We start from the raw sequence: 18,276 nt of genomic DNA, 5'->3' as shown, positions 1-18,276 counted from the left end.
CAGGGACTGAGATGGCCGAATTGACCATCAACGCCGAAGACGTTCGTAGTGCGTTGAACGACTTTGCGGCGTCCTACGAGCCCGGAAACGCGGAGCGCGTCGAAGTCGGCCGCGTGACCACCGCCAGCGACGGCATTGCCCGTGTCGAGGGACTCCCCTCGGTCATGGCCAATGAGCTGCTGCGGTTCGAGGACGGCACGCTCGGACTCGCCCAGAACCTCGACACCCGTGAAATCGGTGTCGTCGTCCTCGGTGACTACAACGGCATCGAAGAAGGCCAGGAAGTGCACCGCACGGGCGAGATCCTCTCGGTTCCCGTCGGCGACGCATTCCTCGGTCGTGTCGTGGACCCCCTGGGCCAGCCCATCGACGACCTGGGCGAGATCGTCGCCGAGGGCCGCCGAGCGCTCGAGACCCAGGCTCCCGGCGTCACGCAGCGCAAGTCGGTTCACGAGCCGATGCAGACCGGCCTCAAGGCCATCGACGCGATGATTCCCATCGGCCGCGGACAGCGCCAGCTGATCATCGGCGACCGCCAGACCGGCAAGACCGCCATCGCAGTGGACACGATCATCAACCAGAAGGCCAACTGGGCTTCCGGCGACGTGAACAAGCAGGTCCGCTGCATCTACGTGGCAATCGGCCAGAAGGCATCGACCATCGCTGCGGTCCGCCAGACCCTCGAGGACAAGGGTGCCCTGGAGTACACGACCATCGTCGCGTCTCCCGCCTCCGACCCCGCGGGCTTCAAGTACCTCGCCCCCTACGCCGGTTCCGCCATCGGGCAGCACTGGATGTACGGCGGCAAGCACGTCCTGATCGTGTTCGACGACCTTTCGAAGCAGGCAGAGGCCTACCGCGCGGTATCCCTCCTGCTCCGCCGGCCGCCGGGACGCGAGGCCTACCCGGGCGACGTGTTCTACTTGCACTCCCGTCTCCTTGAGCGCTGTGCGAAGCTCTCCGACGAGCTCGGCGCCGGCTCGATGACGGGCCTGCCGCTCGTCGAGACGAAGGCGAATGACGTGTCGGCCTACATCCCGACCAACGTCATCTCCATCACCGACGGCCAGATCTTCCTGCAGTCGGACCTCTTCAACGCCAACCAGCGTCCCGCCGTGGACGTCGGCGTCTCGGTGTCCCGCGTCGGCGGTGCCGCCCAGGTGAAGTCGATGAAGAAGGTCTCGGGCACGTTGAAGCTCGACCTCGCCCAGTACCGCGACATGCAGGCGTTCGCCATGTTCGCCTCCGACCTGGACGCGGCATCACGTCAGCAGCTGACCCGTGGTGCGCGCCTGATGGAACTGCTGAAGCAGGGCCAGTACTCACCGATGCCGGTGGAGCAGCAGGTTGTCTCCATCTGGGCAGGAACGAACGGGCACCTCGACGAAGTACCCGTCGAGGACATCAACCGCTTCGAGACGGAGTTCCTGGAACACCTCGGCCACACGTCGCCGATCCTCACCACCCTTGCACAGACGGGCAAGCTCGAGGACTCGACGATCGAGGAGCTGAAGACGCAGATCACGAACTTCAAGCAGGGCTTCTTCGGTACCGGTGGGGACGGTGTCCACCCCGGTCACGAGGAGCACGAAGCGATCGACGCCGATTCGGTCGAGCAGGAAAAGATCGTCAGGCACAAGCGCTAGAGGATCTGCTGCCGGGAGGGACCAACCCTCCCGGCGTGCAGCACCCTGGCCTGATCGCTTCTCCTAGCGGAAGCGAAGGAAAGGACAACAATGGGAGCCCAGATCCGGGTCTACCGCCAGAAGATCGCCTCGACCACATCGACGCGGAAAATCTTCAAGGCGATGGAACTGATCGCGACTTCTCGCATCGGCAAGGCACGTACGCGTGTCGCCGCGGCGCTGCCGTACGCGAACGCGATTACACGTGCCGTCTCGGCCGTCTCGTCGCAGACGGAGATCGACCACCCCCTGACCACCGAGCGCGGTCAGGTGCGGCGCGCAGCCGTACTGGTGATGGCATCCGACCGAGGCCTCGCCGGCTCGTACTCGGCCAGTGCCCTCAAGCAGGCGGAGGGACTCTTCGAGACGCTCCGCTCCGAGGGCAAGGAGATCCAGGCATACCTCATCGGCCGGAAAGCCCAGGTCTACTTCGACTTCCGCAGCCGCGGTTACGAGAAGGTCTGGACCGGAGGCACCGATGCTCCCGAGTTCAGCACCGCCCGCGAGGTCGGTGAGGCGCTCCTGTCCACCTTCCTGAAGGACTTCGAGGACGGTGGCGTGGAGGAGATCCATGTCGTCTACACGAAGTTCAGGTCGATGGTCGTGCAGGAACCGTCCATCATGCGCCTGCTCCCGCTCGAGGTCGTGGACGAGGACGAGCCGCAGGACGGCGAACTCCTCCCTCTCTACGAGTACGAGCCGGAGCCCGAGCAGGTTCTGGACGCGCTCCTTCCGAGGTACATCGAAGCGCGTATCTTCGCCGCCATGCTGCAGGCAGCGGCGAGCGAGCTCGCTGCCCGCCAGCGGGCGATGAAGTCCGCAGGTGACAACGCGACGGAGCTCATCAAGAAGTACACACGCCTGCGCAACACCGCCCGCCAGGCGGAGATCACCCAGGAGCTCTCGGAGATCGTCGCCGGCGCGGATGCGCTGAACGCCTCCTGATGTCCTCCCTCATCCGGGTCCTCGCGGGCGCCGGGTGCACAGCTAGACTTGTTTCCACGCCATCTACGTAAATGAAGTGAGAGAGATGACTGCCCAGACTGTTGAACACGGTACGGACTCAGTTGCCCCCGGCGCCACCGGCCGTATTGCACGTGTCATCGGCCCGGTTGTCGACGTCGAGTTCCCGGCCGACGCAATCCCCGCAATGTACAACGCCCTCACCACCGAGGTCACCCTCAACGGTGTAACCCGCCTGATCACCTTCGAGACCTCGCAGCACCTGGGCGACAACCTCGTACGGGCGATCTCGCTGCAGGCCACGGACGGTCTCGTCCGCGGCACCGTGGTGCAGGACACCGGATCGGCCATCTCCGTCCCCGTCGGTGACGGGGTCAAGGGCCACATCTTCAACGTCCTCGGCAAGCCGCTCGACGTCGACGAGTCCGAGCTACAGATCACCGAGCGGTGGCCCATCCACCGCAAGGCCCCCAGCTTCGCCTCCCTCGAGGGCTCCACGGAGATGCTCGAAACCGGCATCAAGGTCATCGACCTGCTGACCCCCTACATCAAGGGTGGGAAGATCGGTCTGTTCGGTGGCGCCGGTGTCGGCAAGACCGTCCTCATCCAGGAAATGATCACGCGTGTCGCCCGTAACTTCGGCGGCACCTCGGTGTTCGCCGGTGTCGGTGAGCGTACCCGTGAGGGCAACGACCTCTGGGTCGAGATGGAGGAGGCCGGCGTTCTCAAGGACACGGCCCTCGTGTTCGGCCAAATGGACGAGCCGCCAGGAACGCGTCTTCGCGTGGCGCTCTCGGCCCTGACCATGGCGGAGTACTTCCGCGATGTGCAGAACCAGGACGTCCTGCTCTTCATCGACAACATCTTCCGTTTCACCCAGGCGGGTTCCGAGGTGTCGACCCTGCTGGGCCGCATGCCGTCCGCCGTGGGCTACCAGCCGAACCTCGCCGACGAGATGGGCCTCCTCCAGGAGCGCATCACCTCGACGAAGGGCCACTCGATCACGTCCATGCAGGCCATCTACGTGCCTGCTGACGACTACACCGATCCGGCTCCGGCAACCACCTTCGCGCACCTCGATGCGACCACCGAGCTCTCACGCGAGATCGCGTCCCGTGGCCTGTACCCGGCCGTGGACCCGCTCGCCTCGACCTCGCGCATCCTGGCCCCCCAGTACATCGGCAACGATCACTACAACACGGCCGTCCGCGTGAAGCAGATCCTGCAGAAGAACAAGGAACTGCAGGACATCATCGCCATCCTCGGCATCGACGAGCTCAGCGAAGAGGACAAGGTCATCGTCGCGCGTGCGCGCCGTATCCAGCAGTTCCTCTCGCAGAACACCTACACCGCCAAGCAGTTCACCGGCGTCGAAGGGTCGACGGTCTCCATCAAGGACACCATCGAGGGCTTCTCGGCGATCTGCAACGGCGACCTCGACCACATCGCGGAGCAGGCGTTCTTCAACATCGGCGGCCTCGACGACGTCGAGCGCCAGTGGGCCAAGATCCAAGAGCAGACCGGTAAGTAGCGCCGATGGCGACACAGGGCGAACTCCAAGTCGAAATCGTCGCGGCCGACCACTTCGTGTGGTCGGGCGCGGCGCGCGTGGTCAATGCTCGGACCGCCAACGGCCAGATCGGGATCCTTCCCGGCCACGCGCCGATCCTTGCGATCCTCGAAGCCGGTGAGCTCTCGGTGGTGCCGGTCAGCGGCGAGCGCCTGGTCGTGGGCGTGGACGGAGGATTCTTCTCGGTCGATTCCAACCGCGTGGTGATCGTGGCGGACAACGCCAAGGTCGGCGGCTCGGTGACCCCGGAATCCGCCTAGGGTCCTGAGCATGGAGGTACTGGGTGTGACGTTCATCAGCCTCGCGGTCATCTTCGGACTACTCGTGCTCGTGATCGGCGCATTCCTCCTCCGCCGGTATCAGCTGAACCGTGCCCTCGGCACCTTCGACGCCTCCATCCGCCTCCCTCCGAAGGGATGGCGGGTGGGGGTTTGTCGTTATACGGACAAGAACCTGGAATGGCTCAGTCTCCTGTCCTTGAGCCCCATCCCCAGATTCCGTTTCCTGCGCAGTTCCCTCGAGGTCGAGGGTTGGCGGTCTCCCACGGAGGCGGAGCGTGTCCGCATCCAGCCCGGAGCCATCGTCGTGCAGTTGGCCTATGAGGGCGAGCCCTTCGATCTGGCGATGAAGTACGACGTCTACGCGGGCCTCTCCTCATGGATCGAGGCGGGTCCGGTCATCGGCATCGGGACGTGGCGCTGATTCCTCTACCGTGGCGCTGATTCCTCTACCGTTGTGCTGAAAAGCCAGGGGATGTCAGAGCTCCAGGGGCCGGATCCAGGTTCCACTGCGGAGGACGCCTTTCAGCTCGAGGTCCTCGGACACCACCAGCGCATCGGCCCGGAGGCCGCTGCGCAGGCTCCCCACTTCGTCCGCGAGTCCCAGGACGCTCGCCGGGACCGATGTGGCGGAGCGAACGGCGTCGACGATGCCCACACCGGCCTGGACCGAGCACCGGACGACGTCGAGGAGGCTGCCCGCACCGCCGGCCAGGGCTCCGGTCGCCATGAGTACGGCCGAGTCGCCGACGACGGTCACCTCGCTGCGTCCCAACCGGTAGGTCCCGGAGGTGCAGCCCGTCGCCGACGTCGAATCGCTGACCAGGCAGATGTTCTCCGACCCTGCGATCGTGAACGCCATCCGCACCGTCTCCGGGTGGAGGTGCACGTTGTCCGCGATGAGTTCGACGGCGATCTCGCCGGCGCGGGCGCGCTGCAGCAGCAACGGCACCGGCCCGGGCGAGCGGTGGTGGATCACGGGCATCGCGTTGAAGAGGTGGGTCGCCGTGGGCCTGCCGCTGAAGCCGGCGAACCCGGTGGACGCCAGCTCCTCGTTGATGAGGTCCAGGGCGGCTGCCGTTCCCTCCGTGGAGCTGTCCGTATGGCCTATCGACGGGATGACACCGTGCATCACCAGCTCGTACACGAGGACGTCGCTCCCGGGGAGTTCGGGGGCATACGTCATCGAGGCCAGGTGCCCGCGCCCGGCGGCTACGAGCCGCGCGACGTCCTCCTGCGTCGGCAGGAGCAGGAAAGCGGGGTCATGGGCTCCGTTGCGATCCTTCGACAGGAAGGGACCCTCCGCGTGGATGCCTGCCACCAGTCCGGCTTCTGCGGCCTCGGACAGGCGGCCGAAGGCGGCCTCGAGGTCCTCGAGGGGTGCCGAGCAGGTACTGGCCAGGACCGTCGTCGAGCCGCTCCGGTGGAGGTGTGCCGCAGCCGTCTCGATATCGGTGGCTGAACCCGAGGTGAAGTCGCCCCCTCCCGCACCGTGGCAGTGGAGGTCGATGAGCCCGGGGAGGATGAGGTAGCCCTCGGGCAGGTTCCCTCCGACGATGTCCCCGGTGTCCGGGCCGGCCGCGGTGATGCGGGTGCCGTCCCAGTGCAGCACGCCGTCCTCGATGATGCCGGCGTCGGTCACCAGTCGTCCGGACAGGGCAGTGGGCGTTCCGCTGGAGAGGGCCATGGTCCGATTCTAGGCCGTCGTGGTTCCGGCCCTCCGGCGGAGGACGGGACCGCTAGAAGAGGCGGGAGGCGCTGTCGTCGACCCCGCGCATCGCGTCGTAGTCCAGGGTCAGGCAGTCGATGCCCCGATCGATGGCCAGCACGCGTGCCTGCGGCTTGATCTGCTGCGCCGCGAAGACCCCCCGCACCGGCGACATGATCGGGTCGCGGTTGAGCAGCTCGAGGTAACGGGTGAGCTGCTCGACGCCGTCGATGTCGCCGCGGCGCTTCAGCTCGATGGCCACCGTCCGCCCCTCGGCATCACGGGCGAGGATGTCCACGGGCCCGATGGCCGTCATGTACTCACGGCGGATGAGGGTGTAACCGGCCCCGAGGAGCTCGATCTGCTCGGCGAGGAGGCGCTGCAGATCTGCTTCGACGCCGTCCTTGACGAGCCCTGGGTCGACCCCGAGATCGTGCGAGGAATCATGGAACTGCTCGCGGATGTTGATGACGAGCTTGTCGTCGCTCTTGCCGTGCTGCACCGTCCAGACCTCGGTGATGCCCTCGGCGCGGTCGGCGTCGTCGGGCGGGGTCAGGCGCAGTGTGGCGGGCGGACTCATCCAGTTCAGGGGCTTGTAGGAGCCGCCGTCGGAGTGCACCAGGACGGAACCATCGGACTTCACCATGAGCAGCCGGGTGGCAAGGGGGAGATGCGCGCGGAGGCGGCCGATGTAGTCGACGGAGCAGCGGGCTATGACAAGACGCACAATCAACCTTCGGATCTACTGCGGGTGGATGCCCGGCCGCGGTCACGGATGGTCGATCCGCCGGCGGTCGGACCTGTCCATTCTAGGGGCCCGCTGGGCCGGGTCCGGACTCCTGCGGGGTCCTCAGGATCTCGACAGCGGGCGGTTCGGGGTCTGCCGGAGCAGCCACTACTTGGTCGGCTTTGGAAAACACGAGTGTTGCCGAGCCTGAAGTACGCACCGACACTTGACCAAGGCAAACAATATTGGGCCACCCCAGACATGCCTCCCGGCGGCAATCCCTACAGTGTCAACAGATTGCCCTCCCCCCAAACCCAACCCCGCACGGCCACTTCCATACGCAGATTCGACTACCCGCAGCGTTGCGAGGCAGGAATCCCCCCATGAAATCACGCAGGTACATCACAAGTCTCGCCGCCGTCGGGCTGCTCGTCGGCGGTGCGGTCGGACCGCTCGCTCCGGCAGCGAACGCCACCCACACCCGGGCGCACACGTGCCTCGCGGCCGGCGGTGTCTATACGGAAGCGGCTACACAGGGCGGGGACCGGTGCGTCGTCACCACGAGGACTTTACCGGTCACCGTGGCCGGCGTACCCGAGACGACGTACAGCGATGCGGTGCCTTTCGGCTCTCCGATAGTCGTCGAGTCGCCCGCACCATTGGTTGATGCGACGACGGAGACGGAGACCCGTGATGTCGGAGATCCTGTCGTGGTGGAGACCGAGCGTCCTGGTACCCCCTCGGTCAGCTCCGAAGAGATTGATGCCGGGGAGTCCACGGCGGTCCCGGTGGTCGTTGCCGGCACGCCCGTGACGACCACCCGCACCGAGCGCGGGACACCGACCAGCACCGATGCACCCGGCACGCGGAACTGCCAACGTGTCAACAATGACAAGGGTGCCAAGCCCGTCGAGCGGTGTGAGCGGACCGTCGTGACGACCACCACGACGCCGACGACCGTGATCACCACCGTCACCACCCCGCAGGAGCGCGTCACCACGACGACTCAGCCGCGGGAGACCGTCACTACGACGACCACGCCGGTGACCGAGGTGTCCACCTCCAGCCAGCAGCAGGAATCCTGCGTGACGACCACGCAGCCCACTTCGTTCACCAGGACCACGACGCAGGCGACGACACAGACGCGCACGGTGACCGTTCCGCGGACGAGGACCGCGACGACCACGGTGACCACATACCGGTACGAGCTCAACACGACAGCCCCGCTGGTGCTGGTGGTATTCCCCATTGCCGCCAACCCGCGGATAGTCGTCAATGACACGGCCCTTGCCCCGTTGGTGACGACCTTCCAAGAGGCCGGCGAGCCGGTGATCACCAACGAAACGTTCCCCGGTGAGGACCTGGTGGATACGCTCTGCGCACCCGCCGACCCTGAGGTAACCGTCACGGAAGCTGCCGCCCCGGACGACGTGCAGAATGTAACGACCCCGGCTAATCCCGAGGTCACCGTGACCCGTGAAACCTTGGACCCGGTCGTGATCCCAACCAGGGCGCCCGGGGATCCGATCGTGACGACGAGTGCCCGCGGAACCGGTGACACCTGCTACAACAACCCCGCCACCGCAGAGCAGCGGGCCAGCCGCTGCTAGCAGGCAGACAGCACGAAACTGGCCTCCGCCGGTGCGGGTTCGTACCGGGGGAGGCCTTCTGCGTGGCAGCACGTTCCGACGGAGGCCCCGACCCGTTTCCACGGACAGCCCCCGGTCGGGCAGACTGTGACGGTGCCCCGTTCCAACCGCCCGAACCGTCCCCGCGGTTCCTCACGGCCCAAGTGGGCTGCGCCGCCAGGGGAGGACCTCGAGCGGTCCCGTGTAGGGCTGCCCCTGCGGGAGACCGCGCCCGACGGCGAGTGGTCCGTCAGGCGCATCACCGAGCGGAACGCGGCGAAGACGTATACGTGCCCCGGCTGCAACTCGTTCATCCTGCCCGGGATCGCGCACCTGGTGGTGTGGCGCGAGGACTCGCTGTTCGGTCCCGAGGCAGCGCTGGCTGACCGGAGGCACTGGCATGTGCGGTGCTGGCAGACGCGGAGCTTCCGTTACTGAGCCTCTTCCCGCAAGCCCGAGGGGCCGCCTCGGAGGCCGGCAGACCCACCTAGACTGGTCGGATGGCCAGCCGCGACACCCCCGAGTACACCTTCAGGACCAGCCACGAGGCAGTCGAGATCCGCGCGTCGACGGTGCTTCCCGCGGATCGTCGGAACATCGAGCTGCACACGGCGGACGGGCTGACGCTGGTGGGAGAGTTCGCCGCACCCGCGGGCGGTCGGGCACCGCAGGCCACGCTCGTGACGCTTCATCCCCTGCCGACGCACGGCGGATTCATGGACTCCCACGTGTACAGGAAGGCCTCCTTCCGGCTCCCGGCCCTCGCCGACATCGCCGTCCTGCGGTTCAACACGCGCGGCACCTGCTCGCCGCGGGGCTGCAGCGAGGGTGCCTTCGACGGCGGCGACGGCGAGCGACTGGACCTGCAGGCCGCAGTGGACTGGGCCGTGGCGCAGGGGCTGCACAACATCTGGCTCGTGGGCTGGTCCTTCGGCACCGAGCTGTGCCTCAAGTACGGTGCGCGGGACCCGGTGGCGGAGTTCATCGAGGGGGCCATCCTGCTCTCGCCGCCACTGCACCGGGCGGGGGATGACGACCTCGCCGCCTGGGCGGCAGCGGGCCTGCCGTTGAAGGTCCTCGTTCCTGAACACGACGACTACCTGAAGCCCCCGGAAGCATCTGAGCGCTTCGCGGCCGTGCCGCAGGCGGAGGTCGTTCCCGTGGAGGGTGCGAAGCACCTCTGGGTGGGGGAGAAGTACGCCGCGCGCGCCCTCAACGAGATCGCCGACGTCGTGCTGCCCACCCCGGTGTCACCACTGCCCACCATGTGGGAGGGTCCGGCGGCTACAGCCCCGTAGGCGGAAATGCCGCCGACAGCTTGAACGCGGCCTACTGGCTGTCCTGACGCGCGATGAAGACTTCCTTGAGCAGCAGCATCACGGCTGCCGCCGTCGGGATGGCGATCAGTGCGCCGAGGACGCCCAGGAGGCTTCCGCCCGCGATCACGGCGATGACCGCTACCGCTCCGGGGACCGCTACGGCCCGCTGCATGATGCGGGGCGAGATGAAGTACGCCTCGAACTGCAGGTATGCGATGTACGGAATGGCGAACAGCAGAGCCGTGTGCCATCCCACGGTGAGGGAGATCAGGGTGACCAGGACTGCGGCGATGGTTCCGCCGACCAGCGGGATGAAGGCCAGCAGGGCGACCACGAACGCCAGCAGCACGGAGAACGGTACGTCGGCGAACGACATCACGATGAAGGCGAAGGTGCCGTTCAACAGGGCGACGCAGGCCTGCCCGATGACGTACATGCCGACGCTGCGGGTGATCTCCTCGGACAGGACCTCGACGCGCGGGCGGCGTGATCGCGGGGCGAGCCGGTAAGCCCACTTCTTCATGGACGGCAGCGACGCGAGGAAGTAGAGCGCCAGCACCAGGATCACCAGGGCCCCGAAGAGTCCGTTGACGATGACCGTCCCGACGCCAAGTACCCCTCCGAAGATACCGCCGACGGCCGAGCTGTTGGCAAGGAATCCGTCGATCTCGCTGCTCACGCGCTCCCGGACCTGGAACTGCTGGTCCACGGTCGTGAAGAACTCGGAGTTCAGGAAGTCGTCGGCATATTCCGGTGCACGGTCGATGATCTGGGACGTCTGGCTGACGATGGTCGGGATCAGCAGCGCGAAGAAGCCGACGACGATGCCCACGAGCACCAGCAGGGAGACCGCGATTCCTGCAGGGCGCGGTACGCGCTTGGTCTCGAGCCACCGGACGATCGGGTCGAGGCCGAGGGCGATGAAGAGTGCGGCACCGATCCAGACCAGGAGTTGACCGACGTTGGTGATGATAAAGAAGGCGAGCAGCGCAAGGCCGACGCCGACGCTCATCATGAAGCCGAAATGTATGGGGTGGGTTTGCATACTGGGCGCTCTGACTCCACCGAACTTGAGGCGTTCGTCCGACAGGGAGACGCCAGGGTCGACGGCGATGGGAAGGGGCTCCAGCTCCGGGAACTCGAAGCGCGGCCGTGGCTGTGCCGAGGGGAGCGACCTGCGGGCGAGCGAGAAAAGGCTCCGGAGTGTCGACGGCGGCGGTGTCACGATGACGGACCGATCAGCTGCGGACAGGCCGTTGTCGCTGGTTCCGGCCCCGTCAGGCCGAGGAAGCGGCTGATCGAGCGGGAGGTCCTGGTGGTCTGTCAACGAAGAGCTCTGCTTTCACGTGAGCGGTGCGTCTACCGCGGGTCTAGCGAAACCCTAACAGTCAGGGCATGCGGGCGAGGTTCTTGACGCGGGGCGTTCCGCGCCCCGGCAGGACCGGCCGACGGTGGTGCGGGCGGGCGCCGCTCAGGGCCGATCGAACGGTAGGAACTTCGTTACCATTGAGTGACTATTCCTGCGTGGACTTCCGAGCGGCATGCCGGACCACCAGAGCGGAAGGGGCCACGCGGTCCGCCGTAAACGGACGACGATAGGCAATCAGTGCGCGTTAAGACAGCAGTACCGATCATCGTGGCAGGGCTCCTGCTGATGCTTCTCGGCATCGGGCAGCGGACCATCTGGGCGCCGGCGGAAACGGTGACGGCGAGTGTTGCGCAGGGTGCGCAGTCCGCGCCCCTCACGGTGATCGAGCCGGGTGCCCGTGGTTCCGAGGGCGGCTCGGTCGAGGTGACGGTGACTGCCGAAGGGCCCTTCACCCTCGCCGTCGGACGGGCTTCCGACGTCGAGGCATGGGTGGGGGATGCCGCGCATCTCAGCGTGACCGGTATCAGCGAGGACGCGTTGTCCAGCGAGCGCGTCGACGGTGAGGACTCCGTGCCCGACCCCAGCGGAAGTGATCTCTGGGTCAGCGAGGAGCCGGGGGACGGCACGCTCACCTACCGGTGGAGCGAGCCCGTCGAGGGGGACTGGTCCATCCTGCTGGCGGCGGACGGGAAGGCGCCGGCTCCGACCGACGTGTCCGTGACGCGCCCGAACGACCAGTCAACCCCCTTCGCGCTGCCCCTCATCATCGGTGGCGCCCTCGTCGTGGTGCTCGGAATCGCACTCCTGTTCATCACCCCCCGCGCCCGGGGGAACAGTGGCAGTCCCGGTAGCCGGGACGAACCTGCCCAGGGAACCCGCGCCTATGCACGCAGGCAGGCGCAGGACGGCGGGACGGGGGCTGCGTCCTCCATCGCCACGCCCACCGCCGTCGTCGTGGTGACCGGACTGATCGGTGCCGGATCCCTGCTAGGGATTGCACCGGGAATGGCGACGACGTCGCCGTCGCCCTCCGTCTCGTCCACGGCATCCCCATCTTCCTCTTCCACCGCGACGCCGACCTCGGCCGCCACCGGCGCGCCGTCCGCAGGCAGTGAGGCGAGTGGCCCGCCAGTCGTCCTCGAGAGCCAGCTCGAGCGCATCCTCGGGTCCGTCGCCTCGACCGTTGCCGACGCCGACGCCGCCTCCGATGCCAAGCGCCTGGCACCTCGGGTCGCCGGCGCCGCGCTCGATCTCCGCTCGGGGTCCTACGCCGTCGGTGCGAAGGACGCGAAGGCAGCCGCGCCCGCGCCGGTTGCCGATGCACCCTTGATGCTGGAGATGGTCCCGACCGGTCCGGAATGGCCGCGAACCATCGTGGCGCTGACACAGGGCGAGCAGAACCCCGTACCGCAGGCGCTCCTGCTGGTCCAGGAGACGCCCCGCGACAACTACAGGCTGACGTCAGCGGTGCAGATGCTGCCGGGAAGCACCTTCCCGTCCGCTCCAGCGCCCGGCGCTACCGGCCCGGTGCCGCTCGAGGAAGCCGGAACGCTCGCCACTGCCCCGCAGGCGGCCGTGGCCTCCATCGCGGATTTCCTCACCAAGCCCTCCGGTGCCAACAAGGAGACGTTCGAGGAGAATTCCTTCGCCGAGGCGATCACCGAGTTCCAGGCCGGCGTCGTCGCCAACCAGGGCAACGAGGCCGCCACCATCACCTTCAGCCACGCAGCCGAGGAGGACCGCACACAAGCCCTCCTCTCGGGTGACGGCGGCGCCATGGTCTTCGGATACCTCACCCACACGTACACCAGCCTGCCCAAGTCCCCGGGGGACACCATCGACCTGAAAGGGACGGTGTACCAGTCCCTGACGGGCAAGGATGTCAGCGAGAAGGGCATCGACGTCAATTACGGCGAAGCCGTGATGATGTATGTACCACCCGCGGGGAGCGACGATAAGATCCGGGTCATCGGCGCCGCACAGCAGTTGTTGTCGGCCACACTGCGCTGAACAAGGCTTCATGCCGCCGTCGGCCGGCAACCCACCAGCAGCAGCCAGAGAAAGGCAGAGCATTGTCCACACCAGCACAACGGGGCGGTATCCCGCCGTCGAGCATGAACCTGCGGGGAGCGGTGGACCTCTCCGCTCTGAAGGCGCGCGCGGAAGCGGCTGCCCGACCGGCAGCGGCACGGCAGGCGCCTGCTGCACAGAGCCCCTACATCGTCGAGGTGACGGAGCAGACCTTCCCGCAGCTGGTGCAGCTTTCGTCCCAGGTGCCCGTCATCGTGAACCTCCGCGCCCCGTGGAGTGAGCAGTCCAACCAGGTGACGGCCGTCCTCGAGGCCGCTACCGTGGCGTCCGATGGCAGGATGCTGCTCGCGAACGTCGATCTCCAGGCACAGCCTCAGATCGCGCAGGCCTTTCAGGCGCAGGGCGCACCGACCGTCGTCGCGGTCGTGAAAGGACAGCCGGTACCGCTGTTCGAGGGCGTCCTTCCGGAGCAGCAGATCCTGGGCTATCTCGACGAGCTCATGAAGGTCGCCGAGGCCAACGGCGTCACGGGCAGCCTCAACGACGGGTCGCAGCCCGACGCCGCAGAGGCGGAGGAGCCGCCTCTGCCGCCGTTGCACCAGGAGGCTTTCGACGCCATCGAGAAGAGCGACTACGCAGCCGCCGCAGCCGCGTATCGGCGTGCGCTCATGGAGCAACCCGCGGATGCTGAGGCGAAGGCAGGTCTGGCGCAGGTCGAACTGTTGGAGCGGGTCCAGAACCTCCGGGCCGACGACGTGCGGCAGCGCGCAGCCGACGAGCCCGACGCCTTGGACGCCCAGCTCATGGTCGCCGACCTCGACCTCACGGGCGGGCATGTCGAGGACGCCTTCAACCGCATCATCGCGTTCATCGGGCGCACCGCCGGCGAGGACAAGGAAGCGGCGCGCAGGCGACTGCTCGACCTGTTCGACGTCGTCGGCGTCACCGACCCCCGCGTGACGAAGGCGAGGAGCGCGCTCGCCCGCGCCCTGTTCTAGACCACGTCCATCCCCGCCCGACACCATCGAAGGACGACATGACCTCCGCAGTCACCCGGACCGGTAATCCCGGTCTCTTCGACCCGATCACGCTCCGTTCGCTCGAGCTCCCGCACAGGGGATGGGTGGCAGCCATGTGCCAGTACTCCTGCGACCCGGACGTGGCCGCGGGTGTGCCCACCGACTGGCACCTCGTGCACCTCGGCCAGTTCGCCACCGGCGGCGCGGCGCTCATCATCACCGAGGCGGCGGCCGTCAGCCACGAAGGGATGATCAGCCCCCTCGACGCCGGCATCTACACGCAGGAACAGGCCGACGCGTGGCGCCGCATCAACGACTTCGTCCACGAGCACAGCGCCGTCGGGACGAAGACGGCAGTGCAGCTCGCCCACGCCGGCCGGAAGGCGTCGACCTACTGGCCCTTCAGCGGCCGGCACAACTCCGTGCCCGCTTCGGACGGTGGTTGGGAGACCCTCGGTCCGACGGAGGAGGCCTTCGGCAAGTACGTGGCACCCCGGGCGATGACCGAGGAGGACATCGCCGGGGTCATCCGCGATTTCGGTCGTGCTGCGGCACTGGCCGTCGACGCCGGATTCGACGCCATGGAGATCCATGCGGCCCATGGATACCTGCTCCACCAGTTCCTCTCGCCGCTGGTCAACACCCGTACGGACGGCTGGGGCGGCTCGGAGGAATCCCGCTTCCGCCTGACGCTCGAGGTGATCCGCGAGGTCCGGCGCGTCATCCCGGAGACAATGCCACTCCTGTTGAGGATCTCGGCCTCCGACTGGACGGAGGGCGGGATCGACGGCGCGGTCTCCGCGCGGCTCGCGAAGTGCGCGGCGGAAGAGGGCGTCGACTTCGTCGATGTCTCCTCCGGTGGCGCTGTCCCGGCCGCTCCGATCCCGGTCGGCCCGGGCTATCAGGTCGCGCTGGCCGAGGAAGTGCGGACCTCGGGCGTTCCGACCGGCGCCGTCGGGCTCATCAGCGACCCGCACCAGGCGGACGCCGTGATCCGGAACGAGAGTGCCGACGTCGTGCTGATCGCCCGGGCCGCGCTTCGGGACCCGCACTGGTGGATGCGGGCAGCCCACGAGCTCGGACATGAATTCGTCCCTGTACCCCAGTACGAGCGCGCCGGCGGTTTCTGACCGGGATCCGCCTCCTCGTTCTCCTCCTACGGGTGGCTTTTCCTCCTTTGGGATGACGAGCAGCCCGCGTGCCCGTTGCTAGCGTGGGCGCATGAGCTCTCCGGTGCCACTACCGTCCGACGAGAACAACCCCGAAGCAAGGGCCGGTAGCGCGGCGCTGAGCATCCGTGGGCTCGCCAAGCGTTTCGGCGAGAAGATCGCGGTGAACGGCGTCACCCTCGAGGTTCCGCAGGGTTCGTTCTACGGGCTGGTGGGACCCAACGGCGCAGGCAAGACCACGACACTGTCGATGGCGACCGGCCTCCTTCGACCGGACTTCGGCCAGGCTCTCGTGCACGGCGTCGATGTGTGGGCGCGGCCCCTCGAGGCGAAGAAGCTGATGGGCATCCTGCCCGACGGCGTCCGACTGTTCGATCGCCTCACGGGCGAGCAACTCGTCACGTACGCCGGGCTGTTGCGCGGAATGGACCGTGAGACGGTCGCAGAGCGGACCGGCGACCTGCTGCGGGCTTTCGACCTCACGAACGACGCCGGCACACTGGTGGTCGACTACTCCGCCGGGATGACGAAGAAGATCGCCCTCGCATCGGCCCTGATCCACGCTCCGAAACTGCTGGTCCTCGATGAGCCCTTCGAATCCGTGGATCCCGTGTCGGCAGCGAACATCCGGGACATCCTGGCGAATTACGTGCAGTCCGGAGGGTCGGTGATCGTCTCCAGTCACGTGATGGACCTCGTCCAGCGCATGTGCGACCACGTCGCCGTCATTGCCGCGGGTACTGTGCTCGCCGCAGGGACGGTCGACGAGGTCCGGGGTGACGCGACGCTGGAGGACCGCTTCGTGGAGCTTGTCGGTGGCCGCAATACGTCGGACGGGCTGTCGTGGTTGCGAACCTCCTGAGACTGAAGCTCCTCCTCCTGCGTAACTCGCTCAAGCGCAGTACCGCGCAACTCGTCGGCGTGATCCTCGGCGGTTTGTACGGCCTCGGAATCCTCTCCCTGCTCGTCGTCGGTCTCGTGCTGCTCGGCTCGGCCGACGTGGAGTTCATCCGGACGGTCCTCGTGATCGGTGGCTCCGCGGCAGTCCTCGGGTGGCTCGTCATCCCCATCGCGGCGACCGGCATCGATATGACGCTCGACCCGGCGCGCTTCGTGACGTTCGCCATCCCGATGCGCCAGCTTCTCGCAGGGCTGGTGCTCGGCGGACTGGTCGGCATCCCCGGGGTGGTCACCCTGATCGCGAGCCTGGCGCAGGTGCTCACCTGGATCCGCTATCCGGCGGCAGCGCTCACGGCGCTCGTGTGCGGGCTGGTCGCGGTGCTGCTGTGCGTCGTAGCCTCCAGGCTCGTGACGACGGCGGTGTCCTCCATGACCGGTTCCCGGCGGTTCAAGGACGTCAACGGGATCATCGCCTTCATCCCCCTGATCTTCCTCGGCCCCACCATCGGGGGAGTGACGGCGGGTTTCCAGAACTCGCCGGGTTTCGCATCTTCGTTGGCCGACGTCCTCGCCTGGACTCCGCTCGGAGCCCTCTGGGCAGCTCCGGCCGACGTTGCAGCGGGCGAGGCCGGGCTCGCCGTCGCCCGATTCCTGATAGGGGTGGCGACGTTGGCGCTGTTCCTCGTGCTGTGGAGCCGGAGCCTCAGCCATGCACTCGTCACTCCGCCCTACAACGCGGTCACCAAGCGCGCGGGTGGAAATCTCGGGTTCCTGGGCCGCTTCCCGGCGACGCCTGCAGGAGCCGTGACGGCCAGGGCCCTGACCTACTGGTTCAGGGATCCGCGGTACTCCGCCTCGCTGGTGATCATCCCGTTCGTCGCCGTCCTGTTGTTCTTCTCCGGGGGCGCGTCAGGAGGGGCGTTCGCCTTCCTCGGCCCGATCACGGCATTCCTCATGGCGTGGTCCATCTCCGCCGACATCTCCTACGACAACACCGCCTTCAGCCTGCACGTGTCCACCGGAGTGAGCGGGCGCGACGACCGGTCCGGACGTGCCGCGGCGCTGCTGGTGTTCGCGTTGCCGATCACCCTGGTGTTCACCCTGGTGCCGCTGGTGGTCGCCGGCCGCATCGGAGATGCCCCGGCCATGCTGGGGCTGTCCTTGGGACTCCTGCTGACTGGCGCCGGGCTCTCGAGCGTCGTCTCGGCCCGCTATACCTATAACGTTCCACTGCCAGGGGAGAGTGCCTTCAAGACTCCTCCGGGCACGAACTTCACGATGTTCGCCGTGCAGTTCATCGGGTGGTTGGTGATGCTGCTCCTTGCCTTGCCCGAGATCGTCCTCGCCATCGCCTATCTGGTGACAGGAAACATGCTGTTCGGTTGGCTCGCGTTGCTGGTCGGGGTGGCGCTGGGAGCAATCCTGCTCGTGGTCGGCATTCGGATGGGTGGTCGCTGGTACGACCGAAGGGCGCCCGAGTTGCTGCTCGCGGTCTCGGCCAACCGTTGATCCGGCTGCTGGTTGGGCCCCGCGCGTTTGTGCGCATGGAGCCGCGACGAGCGGCGTGGAGTGCCAGTTGGAAACGACAGGGTGCTCCCGACCACTCCGGAACGCTCGTGGTATCCCGAATGCCGAGCCTCCCATCTGATGGCAATTTCGCTGTGCATAACCCGTAGCGCTATCCGACCTCCCGGCTATGCTGGGCCGTTCCGGGTGTCGGGCAAGTGTGATGGGGGAATTGCATGTACTTCATGCGATCGGTTGGTCTTGGACGAGTGACTCCGGTAGTGGCAGGTGCGGCAGTTGCAATGGTGCTCCTGAGTGGCTGCCAGGGTGACCCTGATCCTGCCGCCATCCAAACCGCTGGTCAGCCGTCGTCGTCCTCATCTCCGGCGGGCCCTGACGCGTCG

The 18,276-nt window shown here is 67.1% G+C and carries 16 protein-coding genes; 13 read left to right on the top strand and 3 right to left on the bottom strand.

Annotated elements, in window-relative coordinates; translation table 11 throughout:
• Nucleotides 1–11: 11 nt before the first annotated feature.
• The 5 genes from atpA to D6T63_RS05230 all read left to right on the top strand — a co-directional run bounded on the left by atpA (nt 12) and on the right by D6T63_RS05230 (nt 4,920).
• Nucleotides 12–1,646: a F0F1 ATP synthase subunit alpha gene (gene atpA / locus D6T63_RS05250; RefSeq protein ID WP_120147956.1), complete on the top strand. Its 1,635-nt coding sequence runs from the start codon at nt 12–14 to the stop codon at nt 1,644–1,646.
• Between the two features lie 90 nt (nt 1,647–1,736).
• The gene (locus tag D6T63_RS05245) at nt 1,737–2,630 is read left to right on the top strand and encodes a F0F1 ATP synthase subunit gamma (protein ID WP_120147955.1); all 894 of its coding nucleotides are present in this window, start codon (nt 1,737–1,739) and stop codon (nt 2,628–2,630) included.
• 85 nt (nt 2,631–2,715) lie between these two features.
• Nucleotides 2,716–4,179, top strand: coding sequence for a F0F1 ATP synthase subunit beta (gene atpD, locus D6T63_RS05240; protein WP_120147954.1), 1,464 nt, complete (start codon nt 2,716–2,718; stop codon nt 4,177–4,179).
• A gap of 5 nt (nt 4,180–4,184) precedes the next feature.
• Nucleotides 4,185–4,478: a F0F1 ATP synthase subunit epsilon gene (locus tag D6T63_RS05235; protein WP_120147953.1), complete on the top strand. Its 294-nt coding sequence runs from the start codon at nt 4,185–4,187 to the stop codon at nt 4,476–4,478.
• A 10-nt stretch (nt 4,479–4,488) separates the two neighbouring features.
• Nucleotides 4,489–4,920, top strand: coding sequence for a DUF2550 domain-containing protein (locus D6T63_RS05230; RefSeq protein WP_120147952.1), 432 nt, complete (start codon nt 4,489–4,491; stop codon nt 4,918–4,920).
• Between the two features lie 54 nt (nt 4,921–4,974).
• Here the strand turns inward: D6T63_RS05230 and D6T63_RS05225 are convergent, their stop codons facing one another.
• Both D6T63_RS05225 and nucS read right to left on the bottom strand, forming a co-directional pair.
• Nucleotides 4,975–6,183 carry an N-acetylglucosamine-6-phosphate deacetylase gene (locus D6T63_RS05225; protein WP_120147951.1) on the bottom strand — a complete coding sequence of 403 codons (1,209 nt, stop codon included), beginning with the start codon at nt 6,181–6,183 and terminating at the stop codon, nt 4,975–4,977.
• Nucleotides 6,184–6,235: 52 nt separating this feature from the next.
• Nucleotides 6,236–6,931 carry an endonuclease NucS gene (gene nucS, locus D6T63_RS05220; RefSeq protein ID WP_120147950.1) on the bottom strand — a complete coding sequence of 232 codons (696 nt, stop codon included), beginning with the start codon at nt 6,929–6,931 and terminating at the stop codon, nt 6,236–6,238.
• A gap of 383 nt (nt 6,932–7,314) precedes the next feature.
• Between nucS and D6T63_RS05215 the strand changes: the two genes are divergently transcribed.
• The 3 genes from D6T63_RS05215 to D6T63_RS05205 all read left to right on the top strand — a co-directional run bounded on the left by D6T63_RS05215 (nt 7,315) and on the right by D6T63_RS05205 (nt 9,857).
• Nucleotides 7,315–8,541, top strand: a complete 1,227-nt coding sequence (locus D6T63_RS05215) for a hypothetical protein (RefSeq protein ID WP_120147949.1) — start codon at nt 7,315–7,317, stop codon at nt 8,539–8,541.
• Nucleotides 8,542–8,673: 132 nt separating this feature from the next.
• On the top strand, nt 8,674–8,997 hold the full coding sequence (locus D6T63_RS05210) for a hypothetical protein (protein ID WP_120148060.1): 324 nt from the start codon (nt 8,674–8,676) through the stop codon (nt 8,995–8,997).
• A 62-nt stretch (nt 8,998–9,059) separates the two neighbouring features.
• Nucleotides 9,060–9,857 (top strand): alpha/beta hydrolase, encoded by a 798-nt coding sequence (locus D6T63_RS05205; RefSeq protein WP_120147948.1) that lies wholly within the window; start codon nt 9,060–9,062, stop codon nt 9,855–9,857.
• A 31-nt stretch (nt 9,858–9,888) separates the two neighbouring features.
• On the opposite strand, the gene D6T63_RS05200 is transcribed toward D6T63_RS05205, so the two are convergent.
• Nucleotides 9,889–11,205: an AI-2E family transporter gene (locus D6T63_RS05200; protein ID WP_407923707.1), complete on the bottom strand. Its 1,317-nt coding sequence runs from the start codon at nt 11,203–11,205 to the stop codon at nt 9,889–9,891.
• A 279-nt stretch (nt 11,206–11,484) separates the two neighbouring features.
• Between D6T63_RS05200 and D6T63_RS05195 the strand changes: the two genes are divergently transcribed.
• The 5 genes from D6T63_RS05195 to D6T63_RS05175 all read left to right on the top strand — a co-directional run bounded on the left by D6T63_RS05195 (nt 11,485) and on the right by D6T63_RS05175 (nt 17,875).
• Nucleotides 11,485–13,257, top strand: coding sequence for a hypothetical protein (locus D6T63_RS05195; protein WP_120147947.1), 1,773 nt, complete (start codon nt 11,485–11,487; stop codon nt 13,255–13,257).
• A gap of 62 nt (nt 13,258–13,319) precedes the next feature.
• Nucleotides 13,320–14,276: a tetratricopeptide repeat protein gene (locus D6T63_RS05190; protein WP_120147946.1), complete on the top strand. Its 957-nt coding sequence runs from the start codon at nt 13,320–13,322 to the stop codon at nt 14,274–14,276.
• A 38-nt stretch (nt 14,277–14,314) separates the two neighbouring features.
• On the top strand, nt 14,315–15,427 hold the full coding sequence (locus tag D6T63_RS05185) for an NADH:flavin oxidoreductase/NADH oxidase (protein WP_120147945.1): 1,113 nt from the start codon (nt 14,315–14,317) through the stop codon (nt 15,425–15,427).
• Nucleotides 15,428–15,518: 91 nt separating this feature from the next.
• Complete coding sequence (locus D6T63_RS05180; protein ID WP_235830562.1) at nt 15,519–16,328, top strand: ABC transporter ATP-binding protein; 810 nt, start codon at nt 15,519–15,521, stop codon at nt 16,326–16,328.
• Nucleotides 16,310–17,875, top strand: coding sequence for a transporter (locus tag D6T63_RS05175; RefSeq protein ID WP_120147943.1), 1,566 nt, complete (start codon nt 16,310–16,312; stop codon nt 17,873–17,875). Before D6T63_RS05180 ends, D6T63_RS05175 begins: the two co-directional genes overlap by 19 nt.
• Nucleotides 17,876–18,276 lie beyond the last annotated feature (401 nt).

The organism is Arthrobacter cheniae (genome assembly GCF_003602275.1).
In the GTDB taxonomy this organism is placed as follows: domain Bacteria; phylum Actinomycetota; class Actinomycetes; order Actinomycetales; family Micrococcaceae; genus Arthrobacter_D; species Arthrobacter_D cheniae.
Note: the sequence above shows the minus strand (reverse complement) of the source record. Positions and strands in the feature narration are given on the sequence as shown.

Excerpts from the sequence above, each read along its gene's own strand:
- D6T63_RS05225 (WP_120147951.1), bottom strand. The coding sequence starts at position 6,183 with ATGGCCCTCTCCAGCGGAACGCCCACTGCCCTGTCCGGACGACTGGTG.
- D6T63_RS05245 (WP_120147955.1), top strand. The coding sequence starts at position 1,737 with ATGGGAGCCCAGATCCGGGTCTACCGCCAGAAGATCGCCTCGACCACA.
- D6T63_RS05205 (WP_120147948.1), top strand. The coding sequence starts at position 9,060 with ATGGCCAGCCGCGACACCCCCGAGTACACCTTCAGGACCAGCCACGAG.
- atpA (WP_120147956.1), top strand. The coding sequence starts at position 12 with ATGGCCGAATTGACCATCAACGCCGAAGACGTTCGTAGTGCGTTGAAC.
- D6T63_RS05230 (WP_120147952.1), top strand. The coding sequence starts at position 4,489 with ATGGAGGTACTGGGTGTGACGTTCATCAGCCTCGCGGTCATCTTCGGA.
- D6T63_RS05215 (WP_120147949.1), top strand. The coding sequence starts at position 7,315 with ATGAAATCACGCAGGTACATCACAAGTCTCGCCGCCGTCGGGCTGCTC.
- D6T63_RS05185 (WP_120147945.1), top strand. The coding sequence starts at position 14,315 with ATGACCTCCGCAGTCACCCGGACCGGTAATCCCGGTCTCTTCGACCCG.
- D6T63_RS05235 (WP_120147953.1), top strand. The coding sequence starts at position 4,185 with ATGGCGACACAGGGCGAACTCCAAGTCGAAATCGTCGCGGCCGACCAC.
- D6T63_RS05180 (WP_235830562.1), top strand. The coding sequence starts at position 15,519 with ATGAGCTCTCCGGTGCCACTACCGTCCGACGAGAACAACCCCGAAGCA.
- atpD (WP_120147954.1), top strand. The coding sequence starts at position 2,716 with ATGACTGCCCAGACTGTTGAACACGGTACGGACTCAGTTGCCCCCGGC.